Origin of the sequence: Actinosynnema pretiosum, from assembly GCF_002354875.1 — a bacterium.
Taxonomy (GTDB): domain Bacteria; phylum Actinomycetota; class Actinomycetes; order Mycobacteriales; family Pseudonocardiaceae; genus Actinosynnema; species Actinosynnema auranticum.
This window is the reverse complement of record NZ_CP023445.1, coordinates 3,804,951-3,826,205: the sequence shown is the minus strand read 5'-3', so window position 1 is coordinate 3,826,205 and position 21,255 is coordinate 3,804,951. Positions and strand designations below refer to the sequence as shown.

The following is a 21,255-nucleotide window of genomic DNA, read 5'->3' as shown; positions in this document are numbered from 1 at the left end:
TAGGGTGCGCCCCATGTCCGCCAGCCGGATCCAGTGAACCGGGACTCAGCCCAGCGCTAGAGCCCCGCCCACACTCGAATCCGGAGAGTAATCACATGGTTACCGCAAGTGCGGTCCTGTGCGCCCGCGCGGGCTGCGGCGCGCCCCGTCCCGCAGGCGCCACGGCCCGCTGGCGCTTCTGCTCCACCGCCTGCAAGCAGGCCGCCTACCGCCTGCGCCGCAAAGCGGGCAGCGCCTCCCACGAGCACGAGGACGAGCAGCTCCGCGAGGCGCTGCTCGCCCTCGTGGCACGGGCGCGGACCCTGACCGAGGCCACCCCGCCCTGGTCCGCGCAGGCCACCGCGCTGGTCGGGCTGGCCCGGCGGGTGGTGGAGCTGGCGGCGGCGCGGGACGCCGGGGTCAGCGGGGGCTGAGCGCGCTCAGCAGCACCACCGCGGCCACAGCCCCCGCCATCACCGCGGCGGGGGCGAGCGGCCCGCCCGTGGACAGGGCGCCAGCGAGGGCGGTCAGCAGGGTCACCAGGAGCGCCCGCAGGCCCATGGTCGCCGAGGACGCCGCGCCCGCCAGCTCGGGGAACACCGACATGGACCGGTCGAACACCACCGGGTAGCACACGGCGAAGCCGACGCAGAACAGCGCGACCGAGCCGGTCACGGCGACCGGGCCGTCGCCGAGCAGCAGGAACCCCAGCACGCCGACCACGACCGCCCCCAGGCCCCACCGCACCGCCCCCGCCGGGCCGCCGAGCAGCGGGATGATCCCGGTGGCGAACGCGCTGGGGACCGCGAACGAGGCGACCACGACGAGCAGGTGCAGCGCGAACCCGGTGACGCCGAGGCCGAACGCGGCGGTGTAGAGGAACGGGCTGGCCGCGATGAACACCAGGTAGGCGGCGAACAGCAGGCTGGGCGTCAGCGACGCGGCCAGGTAGGCGCGGCTCCCGAGCAGCCTCCGGTAGTCGGCGAGCACCGACCGGGCGGTGATCGCGGTGCGCGCGCGGGTGCGCGTCTCGGGCAGGAACAGGAACACCAGCAGCAGGGACAGCGCGGTGGTGGCGCACACGGCGAGGTAGTTGCCGCGCCACCCGGCCACCCGGTTGATCGCCCCGCCCAGGAGCGGCGCGCAGGTCATCAGCGCGGACATGGCCGCGTTCACCAAGCCGTACATCCGCAACGCCGCCGGGCCCCGGTAGCGGTCGCCGATGATCACGAACACCAGCACCGCGGCGGCGCTGGCCCCGATGCCCTGGACGAACCGGGCGGCCAGCAGCAGCCCGATCGTCGGCGCGAGCGCGCAGCCCAGCGCCCCGACCAGCATGACGGCGGAGCCGCCGAGCAGCACCGGGCGGCGGCCGAACCGGTCGGAGAGCGGGCCGTGGCACAGCGCGCCCAGGCAGTAGCCGAGGAAGTTGAGGGTGACGGTGAGCTGCACGGCCGGGCCGCCCACGCCCAGTTCGCGGGCGATGTCCGGGAAGCTGGGCACGGACATGTCGATCTCGATGATCGTGCCGGTGAGCGCGACGATGAGCAGGGCGGGCAGCCACCCGCCCACCGCGCTGTCGGCCTTTCCCACTGCCAACGCGGTCCTCCCGAGGTCGGCGAGGGGTTTTCGGCAACGCCCGCGATGGCGTTCCGTAACCTTTCCTCGAATTATTCGGAGAAATCGCCGGTGCGAATTCTCCGGACCTCGGACGTTAGCGCCGTTCCCTTTTCCGTTTAACTCATTTTCCGCTCTCGTCGAACGGGCTGCCCGCCTCCTCCGGCTGCCCCGCGAGCAGCCGGTCGACCAGTGCGGTGACGAGGTCGCGGCGCTGGTGGTCGGTCAGCAGGTCGGGGAGGGTGAGGCGTTCCAGGATCAGCCAGTTGAGGGCCAGCCACAGCAGCGCCACGGTGGTGCCGTCGCCGGGCAGGCCGGAGGCGGCGTGGTGCTCGGCGTTGAAGCGCAGGTCGGCGCGGACGCGGGCGGTCAGGACCTCGCGCAGCTCCGGGTTGCGCGCGGCCTCCAGGCGCAGTTCCAGCAGGGCGAGGAAACCGGTCGGGAAGGCCGAGACGCGGTCGACGAGGGCGTGCATCAATTCGGTGACGCGGGACCGGTCGCGCGGGCCGTCCGGGGTCTCGCCCAGCGGGGCCTGGTCGAGCAGCCGCTGGTAGACCCGCTCGCCCGCGCCGGTGAGGATCTCGGCGCGCCCGGCGAAGTAGTTCGACGCGGTGCCCGCGGGCACCCCGGCCCGCTGGTCGACCGCCCGGAAGGTGAGCCCCCGCGCGCCCTCGCCCGCCAGCACCTCGACGGCGGCGTCGAGCAGCGCGGCCCGCCGCTCCGGGTTGCGTCGCGCCATTGACACCACTCCAAACGTAGTACTACGGTTCGAACCACTTCAAGCAGAGTACTACGGCCGGAGTGGTCGAGACGAGGGGGAAGCCCGTGCGCAAGCTCGTGTACTTCATCGCGGCGAGCATCGACGGCGTGATCGCGGGCCCGGAGGGCGAGCACGACTTCTACCCGACCGCAGAGCCGATGGTCGAGCACCTGCGCGCCGAGTACCCCGAGACCACGCCCACCCACGTCCGCCCGCTCGTCGGGATGCCCCTGGACACCCCGAACCGACGCTACGACACCGTGCTCATGGGCCGGGGCAGCTACCAGCCCGCGCTCGACGCGGGCGTGGGCAGCCCGTACGCGCACCTGCGCCAGTACGTGGTCTCCCGCTCCCTGCCCGACGCCGATCCGGCCGTCGCGCTGGTGCGCGCGGACCCGGTCGGCCTGGTGCGGGAGCTCAAGCGGGAGGACGGCCTGGACGTGTGGCTGTGCGGCGGCGCGGACCTGGCCGGGCAGCTGCTCCCGGAGATCGACGAGCTGGTGGTCAAGACCTACCCGGTGGTCGCGGGCGGCGGGACCCCGCTGTTCCGCGCCGGTTTCGCCCCGCGCGCGTTCAGGCCGGTCGACGTGCGCGCGTTCGACCACGGCGGCGTGGTCACCACCTACCGCCCGGCCTGACGGGCGGGCCACCGCCCCCTGCGGGCGTGCAGCGCACCGGCCGGCAGCGCGGCGGTGGTGGACGCGAGCAGGACGGCGGCCTTGGCCTCGGCCGCGCCACCGGGGCCGCGTACGACGCCGTCGCCCACCGCTACGCGGACCTGTTCAGCGACGTCCTCGGGTCCCTCCCCCTCGAACGCGCCCTGCTGTCCGCGTTCGCCGAGCTCCTGGGCCCCGGCGCCCGCGTGGCGGACCTCGGCTGCGGCCTCGGCCACCTCACCGCGCACCTGCGCGCGTTCGACCTGCCCGACGACCGCCTCGCCGGAATCCTGGCGTTCTGCTCGGTGATCCACACCCCGGCCCGCCGAACTCCCGCCCGTGCTCGCCGAGTTCCACCGGGTGCTCGAACCCGGCGGTCACCCCGTGCTCGGTTTCTTCGCCTGCGACGATCCGGAACCGCGGGCCTTCGACCACAAAGTCGTGACCGCCTACCGCTGGTCACCCGCCGCCCTGCTGGCGCTGCTGCAAGAGCGCGGTTCCACCGAAGTGGCCCGGCTGGTGCGGGAACCGCAGGTCGGCGGTTGTCACCACCCCCGACCGCGACATTCCACTCCCCTGGGCACGCCCCCGCGGTGGGTACAGTGGAACTCCTGCGTGGTGCGCGCCGAATCGGCGCGGGCAGTTCCCAGGAGGAGCGGCACACGATCATGGGTTGTGGATTGGCTATTCCGCGGACGGCCGTCGGCGCCGCCCGGTCCGGTGGTGGGGCGTGACCGAGGCCTTCACGTGGGAGACCGACGAGGACATCAAGCTGGCGGCCACGCTGCGCCGCGACGCGGAGGCGGCGAACGCGGCCGACTCCACCCGCGCCTACCTCAAGGCGATCGGCCGGGTGCGGCTGCTGACCGCCGACCAGGAGGTGGAGCTGGCCAGGCGGGTGGAGGCGGGCCTGTACGCCGAGCACCTGCTGGACCTGCCGCCCGCGGCGCGCGGGTCGCGGCGGCCGGTCGAGCTGCGGCGGGTGGTGCGGGACGGGCAGCGCGCCAAGGACCACCTGCTGGAGGCGAACCTGCGGCTGGTGGTGAGCATCGCCAAGCGGTACACCGGCAAGGGCATGGCGCTGCTCGACGTCATCCAGGAGGGCAACCTGGGCCTGGTGCGCGCGGTCGAGAAGTTCGACTACGCCAAGGGGTTCAAGTTCTCCACCTACGCCACGTGGTGGATCCGGCAGGCGATCACGCGCGCGCTGGCCGACCAGTCGCGCACCATCCGGCTGCCCGTGCACATGGTGGAGGTGGTCACCAAGCTGGCGCGGATCGAGCGGGACCTGCTGCACCGCAACGGGCGCGAGGCGACCGCCGAGGAGGTCGCGGTCGAGCTGGACGTGACGCCGGAGAAGGTCGTGGAGCTGCGGCAGCACGCGCGCACGCCGGTGTCGCTGGACCAGACCATCGGCGCGGAGGCGGACACCTCCATCGGCGACCTGATCGCGGACGAGAACGCGGTGGCCCCGCTGGAGGCGGTCAGCTCGGCGCTGCTGTCGGCGGACCTGCGGGCGGTGCTGGAGACGCTGACGCCGCGCGAGGCGGGCGTGGTGCGGATGCGGTACGGCTTCCCGGACGGGGTGCTGCACACGCTGGACGAGGTTGGGCGGGTGTACGGGGTGACGCGGGAGCGCATCCGGCAGATCGAGTCGCGCACCATGGCGAAGTTGCAGCACCCGGCGCGCTCGCGCGGGCTGGAGGGCTACCTGGACTGAGGGGGCGCGGGGCACGCGCCCCCTCGGTCGAGGGCCCGCTCAGAACACGTCCGTCGCGTACCGCCCCCCGGCGCGGAGCGCGTCCAGCCACCCGGCGCCGGGACCGATGCGCCCCAGCACCTCCTCCACCGCGGGTCCCACCCGCGTCGCGTCGCCGCAGAGGTACACGCGCGCCCCGGCGTCCACCAGCTCGCGCACCCGGTCCCGCCGCTGCCACAGCCGGTGCTGCACGTGGCGGACCTCGCCATCGGGGTGGCGCGAGTAGGCCCGGTCCACCTCCAGCCAGTCGCCGAGCGCGGCGAACTCCTCCGCGTACAGGTCGTCCAGCTCGGGCCCCCGGCAGCCGAACAGCAGCAGCGCCGGGCCCGGTTCGCCGCCGAGCGCGGCCCGCGCCCGCAGGAACCCCCGGAACGGCGCGATCCCGGTGCCCGCGGCGATCAGCACCACGGGGACGGTGTTGTCGGCGGGCGGGCGGAACGACTCCGGCGGTGACGCGATCCCGACGGCCACGCGGTCGCCGGGTCGCACCCGGCTCAGGTAGCCGGAGGTCACGCCGGTGACCGACACGGTGAGCGCCACCTCGGCCCGCTGCTCCTCGGCCGCCGAGCTGATCGAGTACAGGCGGGTCCTGGGCGCGGGCAGCAGTTCCAGGGCCAGCGCCAGGTCGACCGCGCACGAGGGGAAGCGCTCCAGCAGCTCCAGCAGCGTCGCCCCGGTCGTGGCGGCCAGCTCGGCGCGCTCCGGCGGGCAGGGGCAGCGCTCGGCCAGGCGCGCGACGACCCCGGCGCCCGCGGGCGCGGACAGGTCGACGCACCGGGTCAGCAGCTCGTCCACGCGCAGCGCGCGCCCGACCGGCACCAGCCCGGTGGGCGCGCTCGACTCGACCGTCACGACCCGCTCCGCGCGCGTGCCCAGCCGCGCCACCGCCCGCCGCACCAGGTCGGGGTGGTTCTGCGGCAGCACGGACAGGTAGTCGCCGGTGCGGTAGGACGTGCCGTCGGGCAGCCGCAGCTCCAGGTGCCGCTTGGACCCGGCGTCCGGTCCGCGCACCAGCTCCCGGTTCTCCAGCACGACCGCCGACGCGAGATCGCCGAGGCCGTCGGCCGCGTCCGACTCGACCACCCGGAAGCGCGGCCCGATCTCGCCCACCTCGACCCCGCACTCGGCCGACAGCAGCGGCCACAGCGGCTCGTACCAGCGCTCCCAGTCGCCGAAGAAGTCCGCGCGGGCGTCGGTGGCCCCGCGCTCGCGCAGCCGCCGGGCGCCCGCCGCCGCCATGGCCTCGTCGATCAGGGTGGGCACGCGCTGGTAGGTGGCCGACCAGTCCAGGTTGCCGCAGCCGAGCACCAGGTAGTCCACTCCGGACAGGTCGGGCCCGTCCTGCGTGAGCCACCGCACGAAGTGGGCCGCGTTGTCCGGCGGGGCGCCGTTGTAGGAGGAGCTGACGATCACCACCGGTCCCGACGCGGGCAGGGCGCGCACCGCGTCGTCAAGGGGCGCGACGGAAGTCGCCCACCCGCGAGCCGCACCGTCACCGGCGATCGTGCGCGCCAGGCCCTCGCCGCTGCCGCCGTTCGACCCGTAGAACACGTGCAGCGGGGTTCCGTGCCGATGGGTGGCCGGAACCTGGTGCGGCACAACGGTTTCGACGGTCGCGGTGGCGCCAGGGCGGTCGGCGCGCGGCCGGGCGCGGACCACCAGCGAGTCCGGCTTGAGGGTCAACGTCTGCTTGATCGTCAGCCGGTGGTCGGGGTCGGCGAGCGCGAGGTCGAACCGCTGGAGCACCAGCGCCAGCACGAGGGTCGCCTCCTGCAGGGCGAACGGCCGCCCGATGCACGCCCGCGCCCCGTGCCCGAACGGCATCCACGCGCAGGCCGGGATCTCGTCCATCCGCTCGGGCGCGAACCGCTCCGGGTCGAACACGTCGGGGTCGCGCCACACCGCCGGGTCCCGGTGCAGCGTCGGCAGCATCACCAGCACCGGCTCGCCCGCGCCGATCGCGTGGCCGCCCAGCTCTGCGGGCTCGTCGGGGGCCAGGGCGAACGCGGGCGCGGTCGGGTGCAGCCGCAGGGTCTCGCGCAGCACCTGCCCGAGGTAGTCGAGCCGGGCCAGGTCCTCGAACGCGGGCACGCGGTCGCCCAGGACCCCGTCCACCGCGTCCTTGGCCTTGCGCAGCACCTCGGGGTGCGCCAGCAGCCGGTGCACGGCGAAGGAGAGCAGGCCGGAGGTGGTCTCGTGCCCGGCGATCAGGAACGTGGCCAGCTGGTAGCGCACGTTCCGCGCGGACAGCCGCTCCCCGGTGACCGGGTCGGCGCAGGTGAGCATCCGCTCCAGCAGGTCGTCCGGCCGCTCCCCTGCGGGCAGTGCGGCGCGCGCGGCGACGATCCCGTCGGCGATCCGGTTCATGGTGGCGATGTCGTCGCGGTACCGCTGGTTCCTGCCCACCAGGAACGGCTGCACGCCCGGCAGCCGCTCGGCGCGCTCGCCCGCCTCCACGAGGCTGCGGACCATCGCGTCGACGAAGGGGTGGGCCCGGTCGCGGTAGAAGGAGTTGAACCGGGCGCCGAAGGCGCACAGCGCGATGGTGTCCAGGGTCAGCCGGGTCATGTCGTCGGCGACGTCGATGCGGTGGTCGGGGCCGAACCGCCGCCAGCGCACGAGCATCTGCTCGGCGATGTCGAGCATGGCCGGGAAGTGGTCCCTCATGGCGGTGGGGCCGAAGGCGGGCATGAGCAGCCGGTGCGCCTTGCCCCAGTTCGGCTCGTCGCCGCGCGCGGTGAACAGCCCGTCGCCCGCGAAGTCGCGGACCTGCTCCAGCGCGGGGTGCACGGCCTTGCCCCAGCTCGGGTCGGAGCACATGCGGGCGACGAGCTCGTGGCTGGAGGCGAAGACCTGGCGCTGCCCGGCGAAGGTCAGCGCGACGATGCCGCCGTGCTCGCGGTGGCAGCGGTCGAGGAAGTCGACGTCGGTGTCCAGGTCGGAGGTGAGGACGTCGAGCAGGTTCCCCACCAGGGGCAGGGGCTTGGGGCCGGGGATGCGCGTGCCGGTGGCGACCACGGGGTCCCCCTTCGGTCGACGGGTGCCGGGTCGCCCCCACGGTAAAGTTGGCCAAGTGACCAAGTCAAGCGACCTGGTCAGTTGGCCAGACTGTTAGGATGACCCCATGTCGACGGCACAGGACGCCAGGGCGGGCCGGAAGCACGTGAGCGCGGCCGTGCGGCGCGAGCAGCTCGTGGCCGCCGCGCTGCGCGTGATGAAGCGCGACGGGATCGCCGCGGCGACCACGCGCGCGATCTGCGCCGAGGCCGACATGCCGCACGGCGCGTTCCACTACTGCTTCCGCTCCAAGCAGGAGCTGTACACCGCGCTGCTCACCACGGGCCTGAACACCAGCCTGGACGCGGCGTGGCCCGCGATCTCGCCGGACCTGCCCGCCGTGGACAACGTCCGCACGATGCTGGCCGCCTTCTGGACCGCGTTCCAGGCCGACCCGGAGGCGGAGCTGGTGCTGGGCGAGCTGGTCACCCTCGCCCAGCGGGAGCCCGAGCTGCGCGAGCTGCCCGCGTGGCAGCACCGCGAGTACGTCGCCAAGGCGGTCGCGCACCTGGACCGGCTCGCCGAGGAGGCCGGGTTCGACTACTCGGTGGACCGGGCGCTGCTGGCGGAGCTGGTGGTGTCGGTGCTGGACGGGGTCGCCTCGTCCTGGTTCTCGCACCGGGACGGGGAGCTGGCGAAGGCGTCGCTGGACCAGTTCGCCGTGATGTTCGCGGCCCTGACGCGCTGAGCCCCGCGCGCACCCGCGCCCGGCCGGCCGGTGACCCGTTCGGGCCACTGCGCCGACCAGATCGTTTACCCCCCTGCCCGCACGGGTAGCCGCGCACACCGGGCAGCCGCCCGGACGTCCGGACACACCTGCGCCCTGGAGGCAGGCATGACCGACACGACGACGCGCCACCGCACGCCGGTGCAGAACGCCGCTTTAGCGGTGGGCGCGGTGTTCCTGCTGGTGGGCATCGCCGGGTTCGTCCCCGGCCTGACCACGAACTACGACGGCCTGGAGTTCGCGGGCCACCACTCGGACGCCGCCCTGCTGGGCGTGTTCAAGGTCTCCGCGCTGCACAACCTGGTGCACCTCGCGTTCGGCGCGGCGGGCATCGCCGCGGGGCTGTCCAAGGCCCCGCGCGGGGCCCGCGCGTTCCTGATCGGCGGCGGCGCGATCTACGCGGTGCTGTGGCTGTACGGCGTGGTCGTGGACGAGCACAGCACGGCCAACTTCGTGCCGCTCAACGCCGCCGACAACTGGCTGCACCTCGGCCTGGCCGTCGGCATGATCGGCCTCGGCGCGGCGCTGGGCCGCAACGCGGCGCACTACCGCGCGGCGCGGTCCGACGACTGACCCGCCACCGGCAGCGGGGGCCGACCGGAAAGCCCGGTCGGCCCCCGTCCGCGGTCAGGACCGGGCCGCGCGCAGCCCGCCCCGCACCGCCCCGCCCACCCGGTGCGCCCCGCTCACCAGCGAGGTCGCCAGCTCCCCCGGCCTGGGCACGCGGGCCAGCAGCGCCGTCACCGGGCTGGAGTCCAGCACCCGGCCGGGGTAGGACCCGTGCACCCGCCCGTCCTCGTCCACCGGCGAGTCCACGTTGTCCACCCCGTTGTCCGGCAGCTCGGACCGCATCCCCGACCGGCCGACCGCGCGCACCGACATCAGCGCGTCGGTGAGCGCCGGGAACAGCCGCTGCCCCAGGTAGAACGCGAGCGCAGCGTCGCCCACCGGCACCTCGCGGCGGGGGCGCTCGGCGGCGCGCAGCACGGCCTCGGCGACCAGCTCCGGCGCGTACACCGGGGGCGGCGGCTTGGGCAGCGAGCCGACGCGGCTGCGGCAGTGCTCGAAGAACGGGCTGTTGATCGCGGCGGGAAGCACGGCGGTGACCGCGATCGACTCGCCGTCGTGGGCCAGCTCCACCCGCAGCGCGTCGTAGAACGCCCGCACCGCCGCCTTGCTGGCCGCGTACGGGGCCTGGAGCGGAGCCGAGCGCAGGCCGAGCACGGACGCGACCCCGATCAGCACTCCCCCGCCCGCCCGGCGCAGCGCGGGCAGCGCGGCCTTGGCCCCGTGCACGTGCCCGAGGTAGTTGACCCGCATCACCCGGTCGAACTCCCCGGCGGGCGTGTCCTCCACCCGCCCGTACACCCCGATCCCGGCCGCGTTGACCCAGGTGTCCACCCGCCCGAACCGCTCCACCGCCACGTCGGCGACCGCGCGCACGGCCGCCTCGTCGGCGATGTCCGCCGTCACCGCGACCGCCCGCCCACCCGCGCCCCGGACCTCCTCGACCAGCCCGTCCAGGGCGCGGGTGTTGCGCGCCGCGCACACCACGCGCGCCCCCGCCGCCGCGAACCGCAGCGCGGTGACCCGCCCGATCCCCGACGACGCGCCCACCACGACGACGACCTGCTCCGCCAACCTCCTGGGCATGTGGCCCCTCCTCGTCCCGGATCGCGAAATGCGGCGGGTACCCGGAGGAACGCCGTCCACGCGTCCCGGAGGGGTGTCCGGCGAGGAATTGCGCCATCGGGTTCCCCCGCGCATAGCCGCCCGGTTCACGGGTAGTTCCCACCGCGACAGGCAGGACCGACCAGCGGAGGAGGAGACCCATGGCCACCGGTGAGACCGGCTTCGACGACGTCAGCTTCGACCTGATCTCGGTGCAGTACCACTCCCTCAAGGCGGGGCACGACTACGGCCAGTACGTCCGCGACGCCGACAACGCGGGCCGCCAGGACATCGCGGACTTCTTCCGCCGCGTCATGGACGAGGACGCCGCGCGCGCCAAGGAGTGCCACCGGTTCCTGGCCGAGCTGACCGGCAGCAGCGAGTCCGGCCCGGCGATGAGCTGACCGTCCGCAAAGGACTGTCCACTGCGGGCACCAGCGCGGTCCCCGGCCGGTGGGTCGGCCGGGGACCGCGCTCGCCCGCCCGCTGACCCGCGCGATCACACCACCGCGACGCTCCGCGCGGCGTCGGCGATCTGCTCCAGGCGGGTCACCACCTCGCCCACCGGGGGCAGCGCGAGCAGGGTCCGGCGCGCGTGGCGCGCCCTCGCGGTGAAGCGGGGATCGGCCAGCACGGTCCGGCAGGCGTCCGCCAGATCGGCGGGCGAGCCGTCCACCACCCGCACGCCCAGCCCCAGCGCGGCGACCCTGGCGGCGTTGTGCGGCTGGTCGCCGAACAGCGGGGCGGCGACCATGGGCACCCCCGCCCGCACCGCCTCGCGCACGCTGTTGGCCCCGGCGTGGGTGACGAACAGCTGCGCGCACTCCAGCAGCAGCGGCTGGGGCGCCCGCTCGACCACGCGCACGTGCGGCGCGCCCGGCGGGACGCGGTCGACCGGGATGCCCCCGGTGGACACCACCGCGGCGCAGTCCACCTCGGACAGGGCCGCCACGAGTCCGCCCAGCGCCTCCACCGGGTCGGCGACCAGCGCGGTCACGTCGTCGCGGCGCCACAGGGCGGCCAGCGCGATGCCGACCGCCCCGTACACCAGCGGGCGGGACGGGTCCAGGTCGGCCACCCACGCGGGCAGCGACCGGCCGTCGGGCGACGGCGGCCGGTAGGCCAGGCACGGGCTGAGCGGGACGCCGAGCAGCGAGTACTCGCGCGGCAGGCAGTCGACGTGGCCGTGCCGGTGCGCGCCGAGCGGGTCGGCCGAGGTGGGCAGGCCCTGCTCGGCGCGGCGCTCGTTGAGCCGGGGCAGCACGGCGGCCGGGTCCAGCTGGTTCGTCGTGCCCGAGGGCACGGTCAGGCAGGGCAGCCCGCGCTCCTCCGCGACGAGCAGGCCGGCCAGCTCCATGCCGTCGCGCAGGACCAGGTCGGGCCGGAAGCGGTCGACGACGGGGCGCAGCCCGGTCAGCGCCTCCCGCAGCAGCGGCCTGCCCGCGATGACGTCGACGATCGCGGCGACGCCGGGGTAGTCCGTGCCCGGCCTGGCCGGTGGCGCGACGCCCCCGAGCCGCTCCACCCAGAACCTCGCCTGGTCGGGCAACGCCTCGACCGAGGGCAGGCCGCTGCCCCGCAGGCCGGGCGCGGCGCTGGGGGCCGTGGCCACGAGCACCTCGTGCCCGGCGTCCAGGACCGCGCGCCCGAGCACGAGCATCTCGTGCGCGTGCGACGGGGCCCCGGTGACGGTGAACAGAACGCGCAACTGTCTTCCTCCGTGCTGGGGCCCGCCGCGCGGCGGGCCCCGGTGGTGAACGGGCCGCGGATGCGGCCCCGAACCGGTCAGGCCCGCTCGGCGCGGCCCAGCCGGGTGTCGATGAACTCGAACAGCTCCGCCACGCCCGCGTCCCGGAGCGCGGCAGCGCCGTCCTGGCCAGCGCCGTCCCGGCCGTCGCCCTCGTCGGACAGGGCGGCGAGCAGGGCGCGCAGCCTGGCGGCGGCGGACGCGCGCAGCGCGGGGTCGGCGGGCGGGTCGGCGAGCGCGGCCTCCAGGCGGTCCAGGCCCGAGGTCACCGGGTCGCCGCCGTCGAGCAGCCCCGCCAGCACGGCGGCGACCTCGGCCGCCGTCGGGTGGTCGAACAGCAGGGTCGCGGGCAGGGTCAGGCCGGTGGCGGCGGCCAGGCGGTCGCGCAGCTCCACCGCCGTCATCGAGTCGAACCCCAGGTCCCGGAACGCGGCCCGCCCGTCCACCGGGCCGTCCGCGCGGCCCAGCACGGCGGCGGCGTGGTCGCGCACCAGCGCCAGCAGCACCCGGTCCCGGTCCGGGCCGGTCAGGTCGACCGCGTCCGGCTCGGGCTGGGCGGTCCTCGGCTCGGGCAGCACCACCTCGGGCGTCCGCGCGAACACGACCACCCCCAGCTCGGGGCTCAGCGGCGGCGTGCCCGGTCCCGCGCACAGCAGGGTCGCGGGCAGGCCGTCCCCGCGGCGGCGGCGCACGAGCGCGGCCAGCACCCCGGCGGCCACCGCGTCCTCGGGGCGCGCCGCGTCGCCGAGCGCGCCCGCCGGTCCGCACAGCGCGAACAGCGCGGGCGGCCGGTCGCGGGTCAGCTCGTCCAGCAGCGCGGCCAGCGCCAGGCCCGCGTCGTCCGGCGCGACGGCGAGCACGACCCAGTCCGGGCGGTGGTCGTCCAGCGCGGCCACCAGCTCCGCCCGGCCCGAGTCGGCGGGCAGCACGACCGGTTCGCGCACCCCGCAGGCCGCCACCACGCCCCGCGCGGCCTCCCCGACCACCAGCACCGGCCCCGAGGGGGCGGCGCCGGTCGCGGTGACGCGCCGCAGCCTGGGCGCGAGCACCTCGCCCGCGCGCACCACCAGCTCGGGCTCGCCGCAGCCGTGCAGCGCGGGCAGCAGCGCCACCGACGCCGGGTCGTCGTCCACGTCCGCCAGCACGACGTCCGCGCGGTCCGGCAGCGAGCGCACCAGCCCGGCCACCGCGCCGTCCCCGGTGACCACCAGCAGCGGGCCGCTGTGCTCGGCCAGCACGTCGGCGACGCTCGCCAGCTCCTCGGCCGAGGCGGTCGGCCCCACCTCCAGCACGGTCGCCGACCCGCCGCCCCGAGGCGCGGGCAACCGCTCCAGGCGGACCTCGCACCACGCGCCGGGCGCCTGCGCCGCGGGCCAGAACCTGGTGCGCTGGAACGGGTAGGTGGGCAGGTCGACGACCGCCCCCGGCCCGCCCAGCAGCGCGGTCCAGTCGACCGGGGCCCCGGACGCGAACAGGTCGCCGATCCCGGAGAGCAGCCCGACCACCTCGTCCCCGTCGACCAGCCCGCGCGCCACCGCGGCCCCCGGCGCGACCTGCTCGCGCACCAGGGCGGCCAGCGCGCCGCCGGGCCCCACCTCCAGCACCCGCGTCACGCCCAGCTCGCCCAGCCGGGCGACGCCGTCGCCGAACCGGACGGCCTCCCTGGCCTGCCGAGCCCAGTAGTCCGGGTCGGCGAGCAGCTCGACGTCGGCGGGCGCGCCGGTGAGCGTGGACAGCAGCGGGACGCGCGGGGGCCGGACCTCGACCCGCCGCGCGGCCACGGCCAGCTCACCGAGCACCCCGTCCAGGTGCGCGGAGTGGAAGGCGTGGCTCACCCGCAGCGCCCTGGTCCGCCACCCGCGCCCGGCGCACTCGGCGGCGGCCCGCTCGACCGCGTCCCCGTCACCGGACAGCACGACCGCGCCCGGCCCGTTGACGGCGGCCAGCGCCAAGCCCCCGCCCAGCAGCGGCGCGACCTGCTCCTCGGTGGCGGACACCGCGAGCATCGCCCCGCCGCGCCGGGCCCCGTGCATGGCCCGCGCCCTGGCCGCGACGAGCGCGCAGGCGTCCGCCTCCGACAGCGCGCCCGCGACGTGCGCGGCGGCCAGCTCGCCGACCGAGTGCCCGAGCACGACGTCGGGCACGACGCCCCACCCCTCCAGCAGCCGCGCCAGCGCGACCTCCAGGGCGAACAGCGCGGGCTGGGCGTGGACGGTCTCCGCCAGCAGCTCGGCGGGCCCGTCGAGCACGACGTCCCGGACGGAGCGCCCGGTGAGCTCGCCCAGCCGCTCGTCCAGCGCCGCGCACACCCGGTCGAACACCTCGGCGAACGCGGGGAACGCGGCGTGCAGGCCGCGCCCCATGCCGACGAACTGGCTGCCCTGCCCGGAGAAGGCGAACGCCAGCCCGCCGGGCGCGCGCACCCCGGTGCGGGCGGCGGCGTGCGGACGTCCCCCGGCCAGCGCGCGCAGCCCGGCGCGCAGGGCGTCCCGGTCGGCGGCGACGAGGACGGCGCGGTGCTCGTGCGCGGCGCGCCCCCGCGCGAGCGTGGAGGCGACGTCCCGGAGCGGCAGGTCGTCGAGGACGTCGGCGAGCCGCGCGGCCTGGGCGCGCAGGGCCGCCGGGCTCCGCGCGGACAGCACCAGCGGCAGCACGCCGGGAAAGTCCCCAACGCGCCCGGCTGCGTTCCCACCGGGGTTTTCGGCTGCGGTCCGCTCGGCGGGGGCCTGCTCCAGCACGACGTGCGCGTTGGTGCCGCTGACCCCGAACGAGGAGACCGCCGCGCGGCGCGGCCGGTCCACCTCGGGCCACGCGCGCTGCTCGGCCAGCAGCGCGACACCGTCCCACTCGACCTCGGGGGTGGGCGCGTCCACGTGCAGGGTGCGCGGCAGCACCCCGTGCCGCAGCGCCTGCACGGTCTTCACCACACCGCCGATCCCGGCGGCGCCCTGCATGTGCCCGAGGTTGGACTTGAGGGACCCCAGCCACAGCGGCTCGCCGTCCCGGTCCCGCCCGTAGGTGGCGACCAGCGCGCGGGCCTCGATCGGGTCGCCCAACCGGGTCCCGGTCCCGTGCGCCTCCACCGCGTCCACGTCCGAAGTGGACAGACCGGCGTCCGCGAGCGCCGCCCGGATCACCCGCTGCTGCGCCGCACCGCTCGGCGCCGTCAACCCGTTCGACGCCCCGTCCGAGTTCACCGCGCTGCCCCGCACCACGGCCAGCACCCGACGCCCGTTGCGCCGCGCGTCCGACAGCCGCTCCAGCAGCACCAACCCCGCACCCTCGGACCACGCCGTCCCGTCCGCCGACGCCGAGAACGGCTTGCAGCGGCCGTCCGGGGCGAGCCCGCGCTGCCTGGCGAACTCCACGAACCCCCTGGGCGTGGCCATGACCGTCGCGCCGCCCGCCAGCGCCATCGAGCACTCGCCGCCGCGCAGGGCCCGCACCGCGAGGTGGATCGCCACCAGCGAGGCCGAGCAGGCGGTGTCCACCGACAGCGCGGGGCCCTCCAGCCCGAGCGCGTAGGCGATGCGCCCCGACACGACGCTGCCCGACACGCCGGTGATCCGGTAGCCGTCGTCGCCGCGCGGGAGCACCTGGTCGTAGTCGTGGTTGGTGACGCCCGCGAACACGCCGACGTCCGTCCCCCGCACCGAGTCCGGGGCGATGCCCGCGCGCTCGAACGCCTCCCACGCGACTTCGAGCAGCAGCCGCTGCTGCGGGTCCATCGCGAGGGCCTCGCGCGGGGAGATGCCGAAGAAGTCCGCGTCGAACCCGGCCGGGTCGTCCAGGAACGCGGCCCGGTCGACGTAGGTGGAGCCCTCGTGGTCGGGGTCGGGGTGCACCAGCCGCTCCAGGTCCCAGCCCCGGTCGGCGGGGAACGGGCCGACCGCGTCGACGCCGCCCGCGACCAGGTCCCACAGGTCCTCGGGCGAGGCGACCCCGCCGGGCGCGCGGCAGGCCATGCCGACGATCGCGATCGGCTCGCCGGGGGCGGACGCGGGCGCGGGGGCGGACGCGCCGCCCGCCGGTCCCGAGGTCCCGCCCACCCGCTCCAGCAGCGCGGCGGCCAGCTCGACCGGGGTCGGGTGGTCGAACACCAGCGTCGCGGGCAGCCGCAGCCCGGTGGCCTCGGCGAGCCGGTTGCGCAGCTCCACCCCGGTCAGCGAGTCGACCCCGAGGTCGCGGAACGCCCGCCGCTCGTCGACGCCCGCGACGGGCAGGGCGAGCACGGCGGCGGCCTCGGCCCGCACCAGCGCGAGCAGCGCGGCCGGGTCCCCTGGTACCGGCGCGGCGGGCGCGGGCGCCCGGCGCGACGCGACCACCTCGCCCAGCGCGGCGGGCGCCCGGTCGGCGGCGCGGGCCAGCGCCAGCGCGGTGACGGCGGGCCGCCCGCAGGCCAGCGCGGCGTCGAGCAGGTCGAGCGCGGCGGGCGCGGGCAGCGGGCGCATCCCGGACGCGGCCAGCCGCTCCCGGTCGGCCGCGCCGCGCTCGCCCACCAGCGCGCTGTCCACGTCCCACAGCCCCCAGGCGATGGACGTGGCGGGCAGGCCGAGCGCGTGCCGCTCGTGCGCGAGGCCGTCCAGGAACCCGTTGGCCGCCGCGTAGTTGGCCTGTCCGGCCGAGCCGAGCACCGAGGCGACGGAGGAGAACAGCACGAACGCGGCCAGGTCCTGGTCCCTGGTCAGCTCGTCCAGGTGCCGGGCGGCCAGCGCCTTGGGCGCGAACGCGGCGGCCAGGCGCTCGGGGGTCAGCGCGGTCACGACGCCGTCGTCCAGCGCGCCCGCCAGGTGCACGACGGCGGTGAGGGCGCGCCCGGCGAGCGCGGTCGACAGCGCGCCCCGGTCGGCGACGTCGCAGGCGAGGGCCTCCACCTCGGCGCCCAGGCCGGTCAGCTCGGCGACCAGGTCGCGCGCCCGCTCCGGGCCGCCGCGCCCGAGCAGCAGGAGCCTGCGGGCGCCGTGCTCGGTGACCAGGTGGCGCGCGACGAGCCTGCCGAGCGCGCCGGTCCCGCCGGTGAGCACCACCGTCTTCGCCGGGTCCAGCCCGGCGGGCCCGGCGACCACCGGGACCGGCGTCAACCGGGGCACGAGCACGGCCCCGCCGCGGATCGCGACCTGCGGCTCACCGGAGGCCAGCACCCGGTCCAGCACCGCGCCCGCCCGCTCGGGCGCGGTGTCCAGGTCGGCCAGGACGATCCGGCCGGGCTCCTCGAGCTGGGCAGAGCGCACCAGCCCCCACACCGCCCCGCCGACCGCCGTGCCGATCGGCGCGCCGGGGTCGCCGGTGAGCACGAGCAGCCGCCCGTCCCCGGCGAGCGTCTCGCGCAGGGCGGCGAGCACCCGCTCGACCGAGTCCCCCACCACGGTCGTCACGTCGGCGGGCGGTGGGGCCTCGGGCAGCTCCACCGGGCGCCACGCGGTCTCCAGCAGCACCCCCGGTGGACCGGACCGGATCCCGCCCGCCCGTCGGAAGGCCAGCTCGCCGATCCGCGCCACCGGGCGGCCGGCGCCGTCGGCGAGGTCGAGCGAGACGACCCCGTCCCCGACCCGCGCCGCCCGCACCCGCACCGCGTCCACGCCGGAGCGGTGCAGCGCGACGCGGGAGAAGGAGAACGGCAGCCCCACCGCGCCGCCGTCCCCCGCGACCCGCTGCCCGGTGAAGCTGCTCACGTGCAGCGCGCACTCCAGCAGCGCCGGGTGCAGCGCGAACCCGGCGGCCCTGCGCTGCTCGCCGGTCAGCTCGACCTCGCCGAACACCTCGTCGCCGCGCCGCCACAGCCGGGTCAGCCGCTGGAAGTGCGGCCCGTACTCCAGGCCCTTGGCGGCGAAGTCCGGGTAGAGCCCGGCGAGGTCGACCGGTTCGGCGCCCGCGGGCGGCCACTGGCCCCCGACCGGCTCGGGCGCGCGGGGCGGGCCGAGGACGCCGCGCGCGTGCAGCACCGGGGGCTGGTCGCCGGAGAGCACGTCCACGGGGCGCGTCCCGTCCGCGCCGCGCGGGCCGACGACCACGCGCACCGCCACGTCACCGCTCTCCGGGACCACCAGCGGCGCGGCCACCACCAGCTCCTCCAGCGCCGGGCAGCCGACCTCGTCGCCCGCGCGCACCGCCAGCTCCACCAGCGCGACACCGGGCACGACGACCGCGCCGAGCACCCGGTGGTCGGCGAGCCACGGCTGGGCCGACAGCGAGAGCCGCCCGGTGAGGACGGCGCCGTCCGCGAGCGGCACGAGCGCGCCCAGCAGCGGGTGCCCCGAGGGCACGAGCCCGGCGGCGCGCGCGTCGCCGGACGGGCGGGGCGCGTCCAGCCAGTACCGCTCGCGCTGGAAGACCGTGGTCGGCACCTCGGCCGTGCCCGCGCCCGCGTGCCGGGCGAGGTCGACGGGCACGCCGCGCACGTGCAGCTCACCCGCGGACAGCAGGAACCGGTCGAGCCCGCCCTCGTCGCGGCGGAGCGTGCCCACGACGGCGGTGCGGTGCGGTGCGGCGAGGTCGACGACGCTGGTGGTGAGCACCGGGTGCGGGCTCACCTCCACGAACACCCGGTGCCCCCGGTCGAGCAGGGCGGTGACGGCGTCGGCGAACCGGACGGGCTCGCGCAGGTTGCGGTACCAGTGCTCGGCGTCGAGCCGGGTGGCGGGCCGACCGGTGACGGTGGACAGCAGCGGGATCTCGGGTTCGCGGGCGGCGACGTCGCCGAGTGCGGCCAGCAGCTCCGCGCGCAGGGCGTCGACCTGCGGGGAGTGCCCGGCGAAGTCGACGCCGGGCAGCCGCCACCGCAGCACCCGCCGGGCGGACAGGACCCGCTCGAACTCGCGCACCGCCGCGTCCTCGCCGGAGACGGTGACCGACGCGGGCCCGTTGACGGCCGCCACGCACACCCGCCCCTCGAACCCGGCGAGCAGCGCGGTGACCCGCTCGACGTCGGCGACGACGGTGAGCATCGCGCCGCGGCCGGACAGCTCGCGGGCGATCAGCGCGGAGCGGAGCACGACGATCCGGGCGGCCTCGGCGAGCGTGAGCGCGCCCGCGACGTGGGCGGCGGCCACCTCGCCCTGCGAGTGCCCGACGACCGCGTCGGGCCGCACGCCGACCGACGCCCAGAGCGCCGCGAGCGACACGACGACCGCGAACGAGACCGGTTGCAGCACGTCGACGCGCTCCAGCGCGACCGGGTCGACGAGCACCTCCCGCAGCTCCCACCCGGCGAGGTCGCGCAGCACGTCGGCGCAGCGGGCCATGCTGTCGGCGAAGGCGGGCGCCTCCCGCCACAACCGCTCGGCCACGCCGGTCCAGTGCGCGCCCTGACCGGGGAACACCAGGACCACCCGCCCGGTGACGTCGGCCGCGCCGCTCACGAGCCGGCGCCCGGCCTCACCACCCGCGAGGGCGTCGAGCCCGCCGAGCAGCGCCTCCCGGTCGCGGGCGACCACGACGGCGCGCCGCTCGCGCTGGGCGCGGGAGAGCAGCAGCGGCCGGGCGACGTCCTCGGGGCCGAGCGCGGGCCGCTCCCGCAGGTGCCCGGCCAGGCGCGCCGCCTGGGCGCGCAGACCGGCGGTGGTGGCCCCGGACACGACGACCGGGACGGGGGCGGGCACGGGCACAGGCACGGGGGCATCGGACGCGGCAGCGGGCAGCGGCGCAGAGGGCACGGCAGCGGTCGCGGCGAAGGTTCCGGGCGCGGCGGTCACGCCCGGTGCGCCAACCGCGCCGGGCGCGGCAGGTGAGCCGGTCGTGGCGGGTGCCACGGCCTCCGCCACGGCCTCCGCCACGGGCGCCTCTTCGAGGATCAGGTGGGCGTTGGTGCCGCTGGCCCCGAAGGCCGACACCGCCCCCCGCCTCAGCCGCACCGCCGCGGCGCCCCCACCGACTCCACCCGCCACGCCCCCGGCAGCACCACCCGGTCGGCCCCCCGCAGCACCACCCTCCAAGCCACCAGCAGCATCCCCCAGTGCACTCCCTGGCTCCCCTCCCCCACGCCAAGGCAGGGCCCGGTCGAGCACCCGCACCGCCCCGGCGTCCCAGTCGACCTCGGTGGTCGGCGTCGCGGCGTGCAGGGTGGGGGGCAGGACGCCGTTGCGCAGCGCCTGCACCACCTTCAGCACCCCGGCCACGCCCGCCGCGCCCTGCGTGTGCCCGATGTTCGACTTCACCGACCCGAGCCACAGCGGCCCGGCGCCCGCGCGACCGCGCCCGTAGGTCTCCAGCAGCGCCTGCGCCTCGATCGGGTCCCCGAGCACGGTCCCGGTGCCGTGCGCCTCCAGCAGGTCCACGTCCGCCGCCGACAGCCCGGCGTCGGCCAGCGCCGCCCGGATCACCCGCTGCTGCGCGGGACCGCTGGGCGCGGTGAGCCCGTTGGACGCGCCGTCGGAGTTCACCGCCGACCCGCGCACCACCGCCAACACCCGCCGCCCGTCCCGCCGGGCGGCGGAGAGCGGTTGCAGCAGCACCAGACCCGCGCCCTCGCCCCACGCGGTGCCGTCCGCGTCGGCGGAGAACGCCTTGCAGCGCCCGTCGCGGGCCAGCGCGCGCTGCCGCGAGAACTCGACGAACGTGTCCGGCGTCGACATCACCGTCACCCCGCCCGCCAGCGCCATCGAGCACTCGCCGCGCTGGAGCGCCCGCACCGCGAGGTGGATCGCGACCAGCGACGACGAGCAGGCGGTGTCCACCGTGATCGCGGGCCCCTCCAGCCCGAGGGTGTAGGCGACGCGCCCGATCGCGGCGCTGCCGGAGCTGCCGGTCCCCAGGTAGCCCTCCAGCTCCGGCGGCACGGGCCGGAACCGCGAGCCGTGGTCGTGGCTGAGCACGCCGCCGAAGACGCCGACGTCGCGCCCGCGCACCGAGTCCGGGGCGATGCCCGCGCGCTCGAACGCCTCCCACGCGACCTCCAGCAGCAGCCGGTGCTGCGGGTCGATCACCAGGGCCTCGCGCGGCGAGATCCCGAAGAACCCCGGCTCGAACCAGGCCATGTCGCGCAGGAACGCCCCGTGCCGCACGTAGGAGCGCCCGACCCGGTCGGGGTCGGGGTCGAACAGGTCCGCCAGGTCCCAGCCCCGGTCGCCTGGGAACGGGCCCGCCGCGTCGACCTCGCCGACGACCAGGTCCCACAGCTCCTCGGGCGAGGTGACCCCGCCGGGGAAGCGGCAGGCCGCGCCGACGATCGCGACCGGCTCGGCCGCGCCCCCGGTGGCGCGCAGCCGCTCGTTCTCCCGCAGCGAGGCGCGCAGCGCGTCCAGGAGCTGCTCACGGGTGGTCACGCGGGTCCTCCAAAGGGGGTTC

General features: G+C 76.7%; 12 protein-coding genes and 1 pseudogene. 6 read left to right on the top strand and 7 right to left on the bottom strand.

Translation table 11 applies throughout. From position 1 onward, the window contains the following. The first annotated feature begins 95 nt into the window (after positions 1-95). On the top strand, positions 96-413 hold the full coding sequence (locus CNX65_RS16355; protein ID WP_096494022.1) for a hypothetical protein: 318 nt from the start codon (positions 96-98) through the stop codon (positions 411-413). On the opposite strand, the gene CNX65_RS16350 is transcribed toward CNX65_RS16355, so the two are convergent. Both CNX65_RS16350 and CNX65_RS16345 read right to left on the bottom strand, forming a co-directional pair. Continuing rightward, positions 400-1,572 (bottom strand): MFS transporter, encoded by a 1,173-nt coding sequence (locus CNX65_RS16350; RefSeq protein ID WP_198320482.1) that lies wholly within the window; start codon positions 1,570-1,572, stop codon positions 400-402. The two genes, CNX65_RS16355 and CNX65_RS16350, sit on opposite strands and share 14 nt — an antisense overlap. Before the next feature lie 148 nt (positions 1,573-1,720). After that, positions 1,721-2,335 (bottom strand): TetR/AcrR family transcriptional regulator, encoded by a 615-nt coding sequence (locus CNX65_RS16345; RefSeq protein ID WP_096494020.1) that lies wholly within the window; start codon positions 2,333-2,335, stop codon positions 1,721-1,723. Positions 2,336-2,421: 86 nt separating this feature from the next. Here CNX65_RS16345 and CNX65_RS16340 point away from each other — a divergent pair, with 86 nt between their 5' ends. Continuing rightward, positions 2,422-2,994 carry a dihydrofolate reductase family protein gene (locus CNX65_RS16340; protein ID WP_096494018.1) on the top strand — a complete coding sequence of 191 codons (573 nt, stop codon included), beginning with the start codon at positions 2,422-2,424 and terminating at the stop codon, positions 2,992-2,994. On the opposite strand, the gene CNX65_RS35425 is transcribed toward CNX65_RS16340, so the two are convergent. After that, complete coding sequence (locus CNX65_RS35425; RefSeq protein ID WP_157767680.1) at positions 2,979-3,326, bottom strand: hypothetical protein; 348 nt, start codon at positions 3,324-3,326, stop codon at positions 2,979-2,981. The genes CNX65_RS16340 and CNX65_RS35425 overlap by 16 nt on opposite strands. A gap of 428 nt (positions 3,327-3,754) precedes the next feature. Between CNX65_RS35425 and CNX65_RS16330 the strand changes: the two are divergent. Further along, positions 3,755-4,732 (top strand): annotated as a pseudogene (locus CNX65_RS16330) (RNA polymerase sigma factor); the annotation flags it as partial. A 39-nt stretch (positions 4,733-4,771) separates the two neighbouring features. Here the strand turns inward: CNX65_RS16330 and CNX65_RS16325 are convergent. After that, a complete protein-coding gene (locus CNX65_RS16325) occupies positions 4,772-7,789 on the bottom strand; it encodes a cytochrome P450 (RefSeq protein WP_096494015.1) in 3,018 nt (1,005 codons plus the stop codon). A 106-nt stretch (positions 7,790-7,895) separates the two neighbouring features. Between CNX65_RS16325 and CNX65_RS36205 the strand changes: the two genes are divergently transcribed. Both CNX65_RS36205 and CNX65_RS16315 read left to right on the top strand, forming a co-directional pair. Next, positions 7,896-8,516: a TetR/AcrR family transcriptional regulator gene (locus CNX65_RS36205; RefSeq protein ID WP_177154599.1), complete on the top strand. Its 621-nt coding sequence runs from the start codon at positions 7,896-7,898 to the stop codon at positions 8,514-8,516. 147 nt (positions 8,517-8,663) lie between these two features. Continuing rightward, entirely contained in the window at positions 8,664-9,128 is a 465-nt protein-coding gene (locus tag CNX65_RS16315; protein WP_096494012.1) for a DUF4383 domain-containing protein, read from the top strand. A gap of 54 nt (positions 9,129-9,182) precedes the next feature. Here the strand turns inward: CNX65_RS16315 and CNX65_RS16310 are convergent, their stop codons facing one another. After that, positions 9,183-10,208, bottom strand: a complete 1,026-nt coding sequence (locus tag CNX65_RS16310; RefSeq protein WP_096494010.1) for an SDR family oxidoreductase — start codon at positions 10,206-10,208, stop codon at positions 9,183-9,185. Between the two features lie 179 nt (positions 10,209-10,387). Between CNX65_RS16310 and CNX65_RS16305 the strand changes: the two genes are divergently transcribed. Next, positions 10,388-10,630: an acyl carrier protein gene (locus CNX65_RS16305; RefSeq protein ID WP_096494008.1), complete on the top strand. Its 243-nt coding sequence runs from the start codon at positions 10,388-10,390 to the stop codon at positions 10,628-10,630. 95 nt (positions 10,631-10,725) lie between these two features. Here CNX65_RS16305 and CNX65_RS16300 read toward each other — a convergent pair whose 3' ends face one another. Next, a complete protein-coding gene (locus CNX65_RS16300; protein WP_096494006.1) occupies positions 10,726-11,934 on the bottom strand; it encodes a glycosyltransferase in 1,209 nt (402 codons plus the stop codon). Between the two features lie 77 nt (positions 11,935-12,011). Next, positions 12,012-21,233, bottom strand: coding sequence for a type I polyketide synthase (locus CNX65_RS37065; RefSeq protein ID WP_269770703.1), 9,222 nt, complete (start codon positions 21,231-21,233; stop codon positions 12,012-12,014). Positions 21,234-21,255 lie beyond the last annotated feature (22 nt).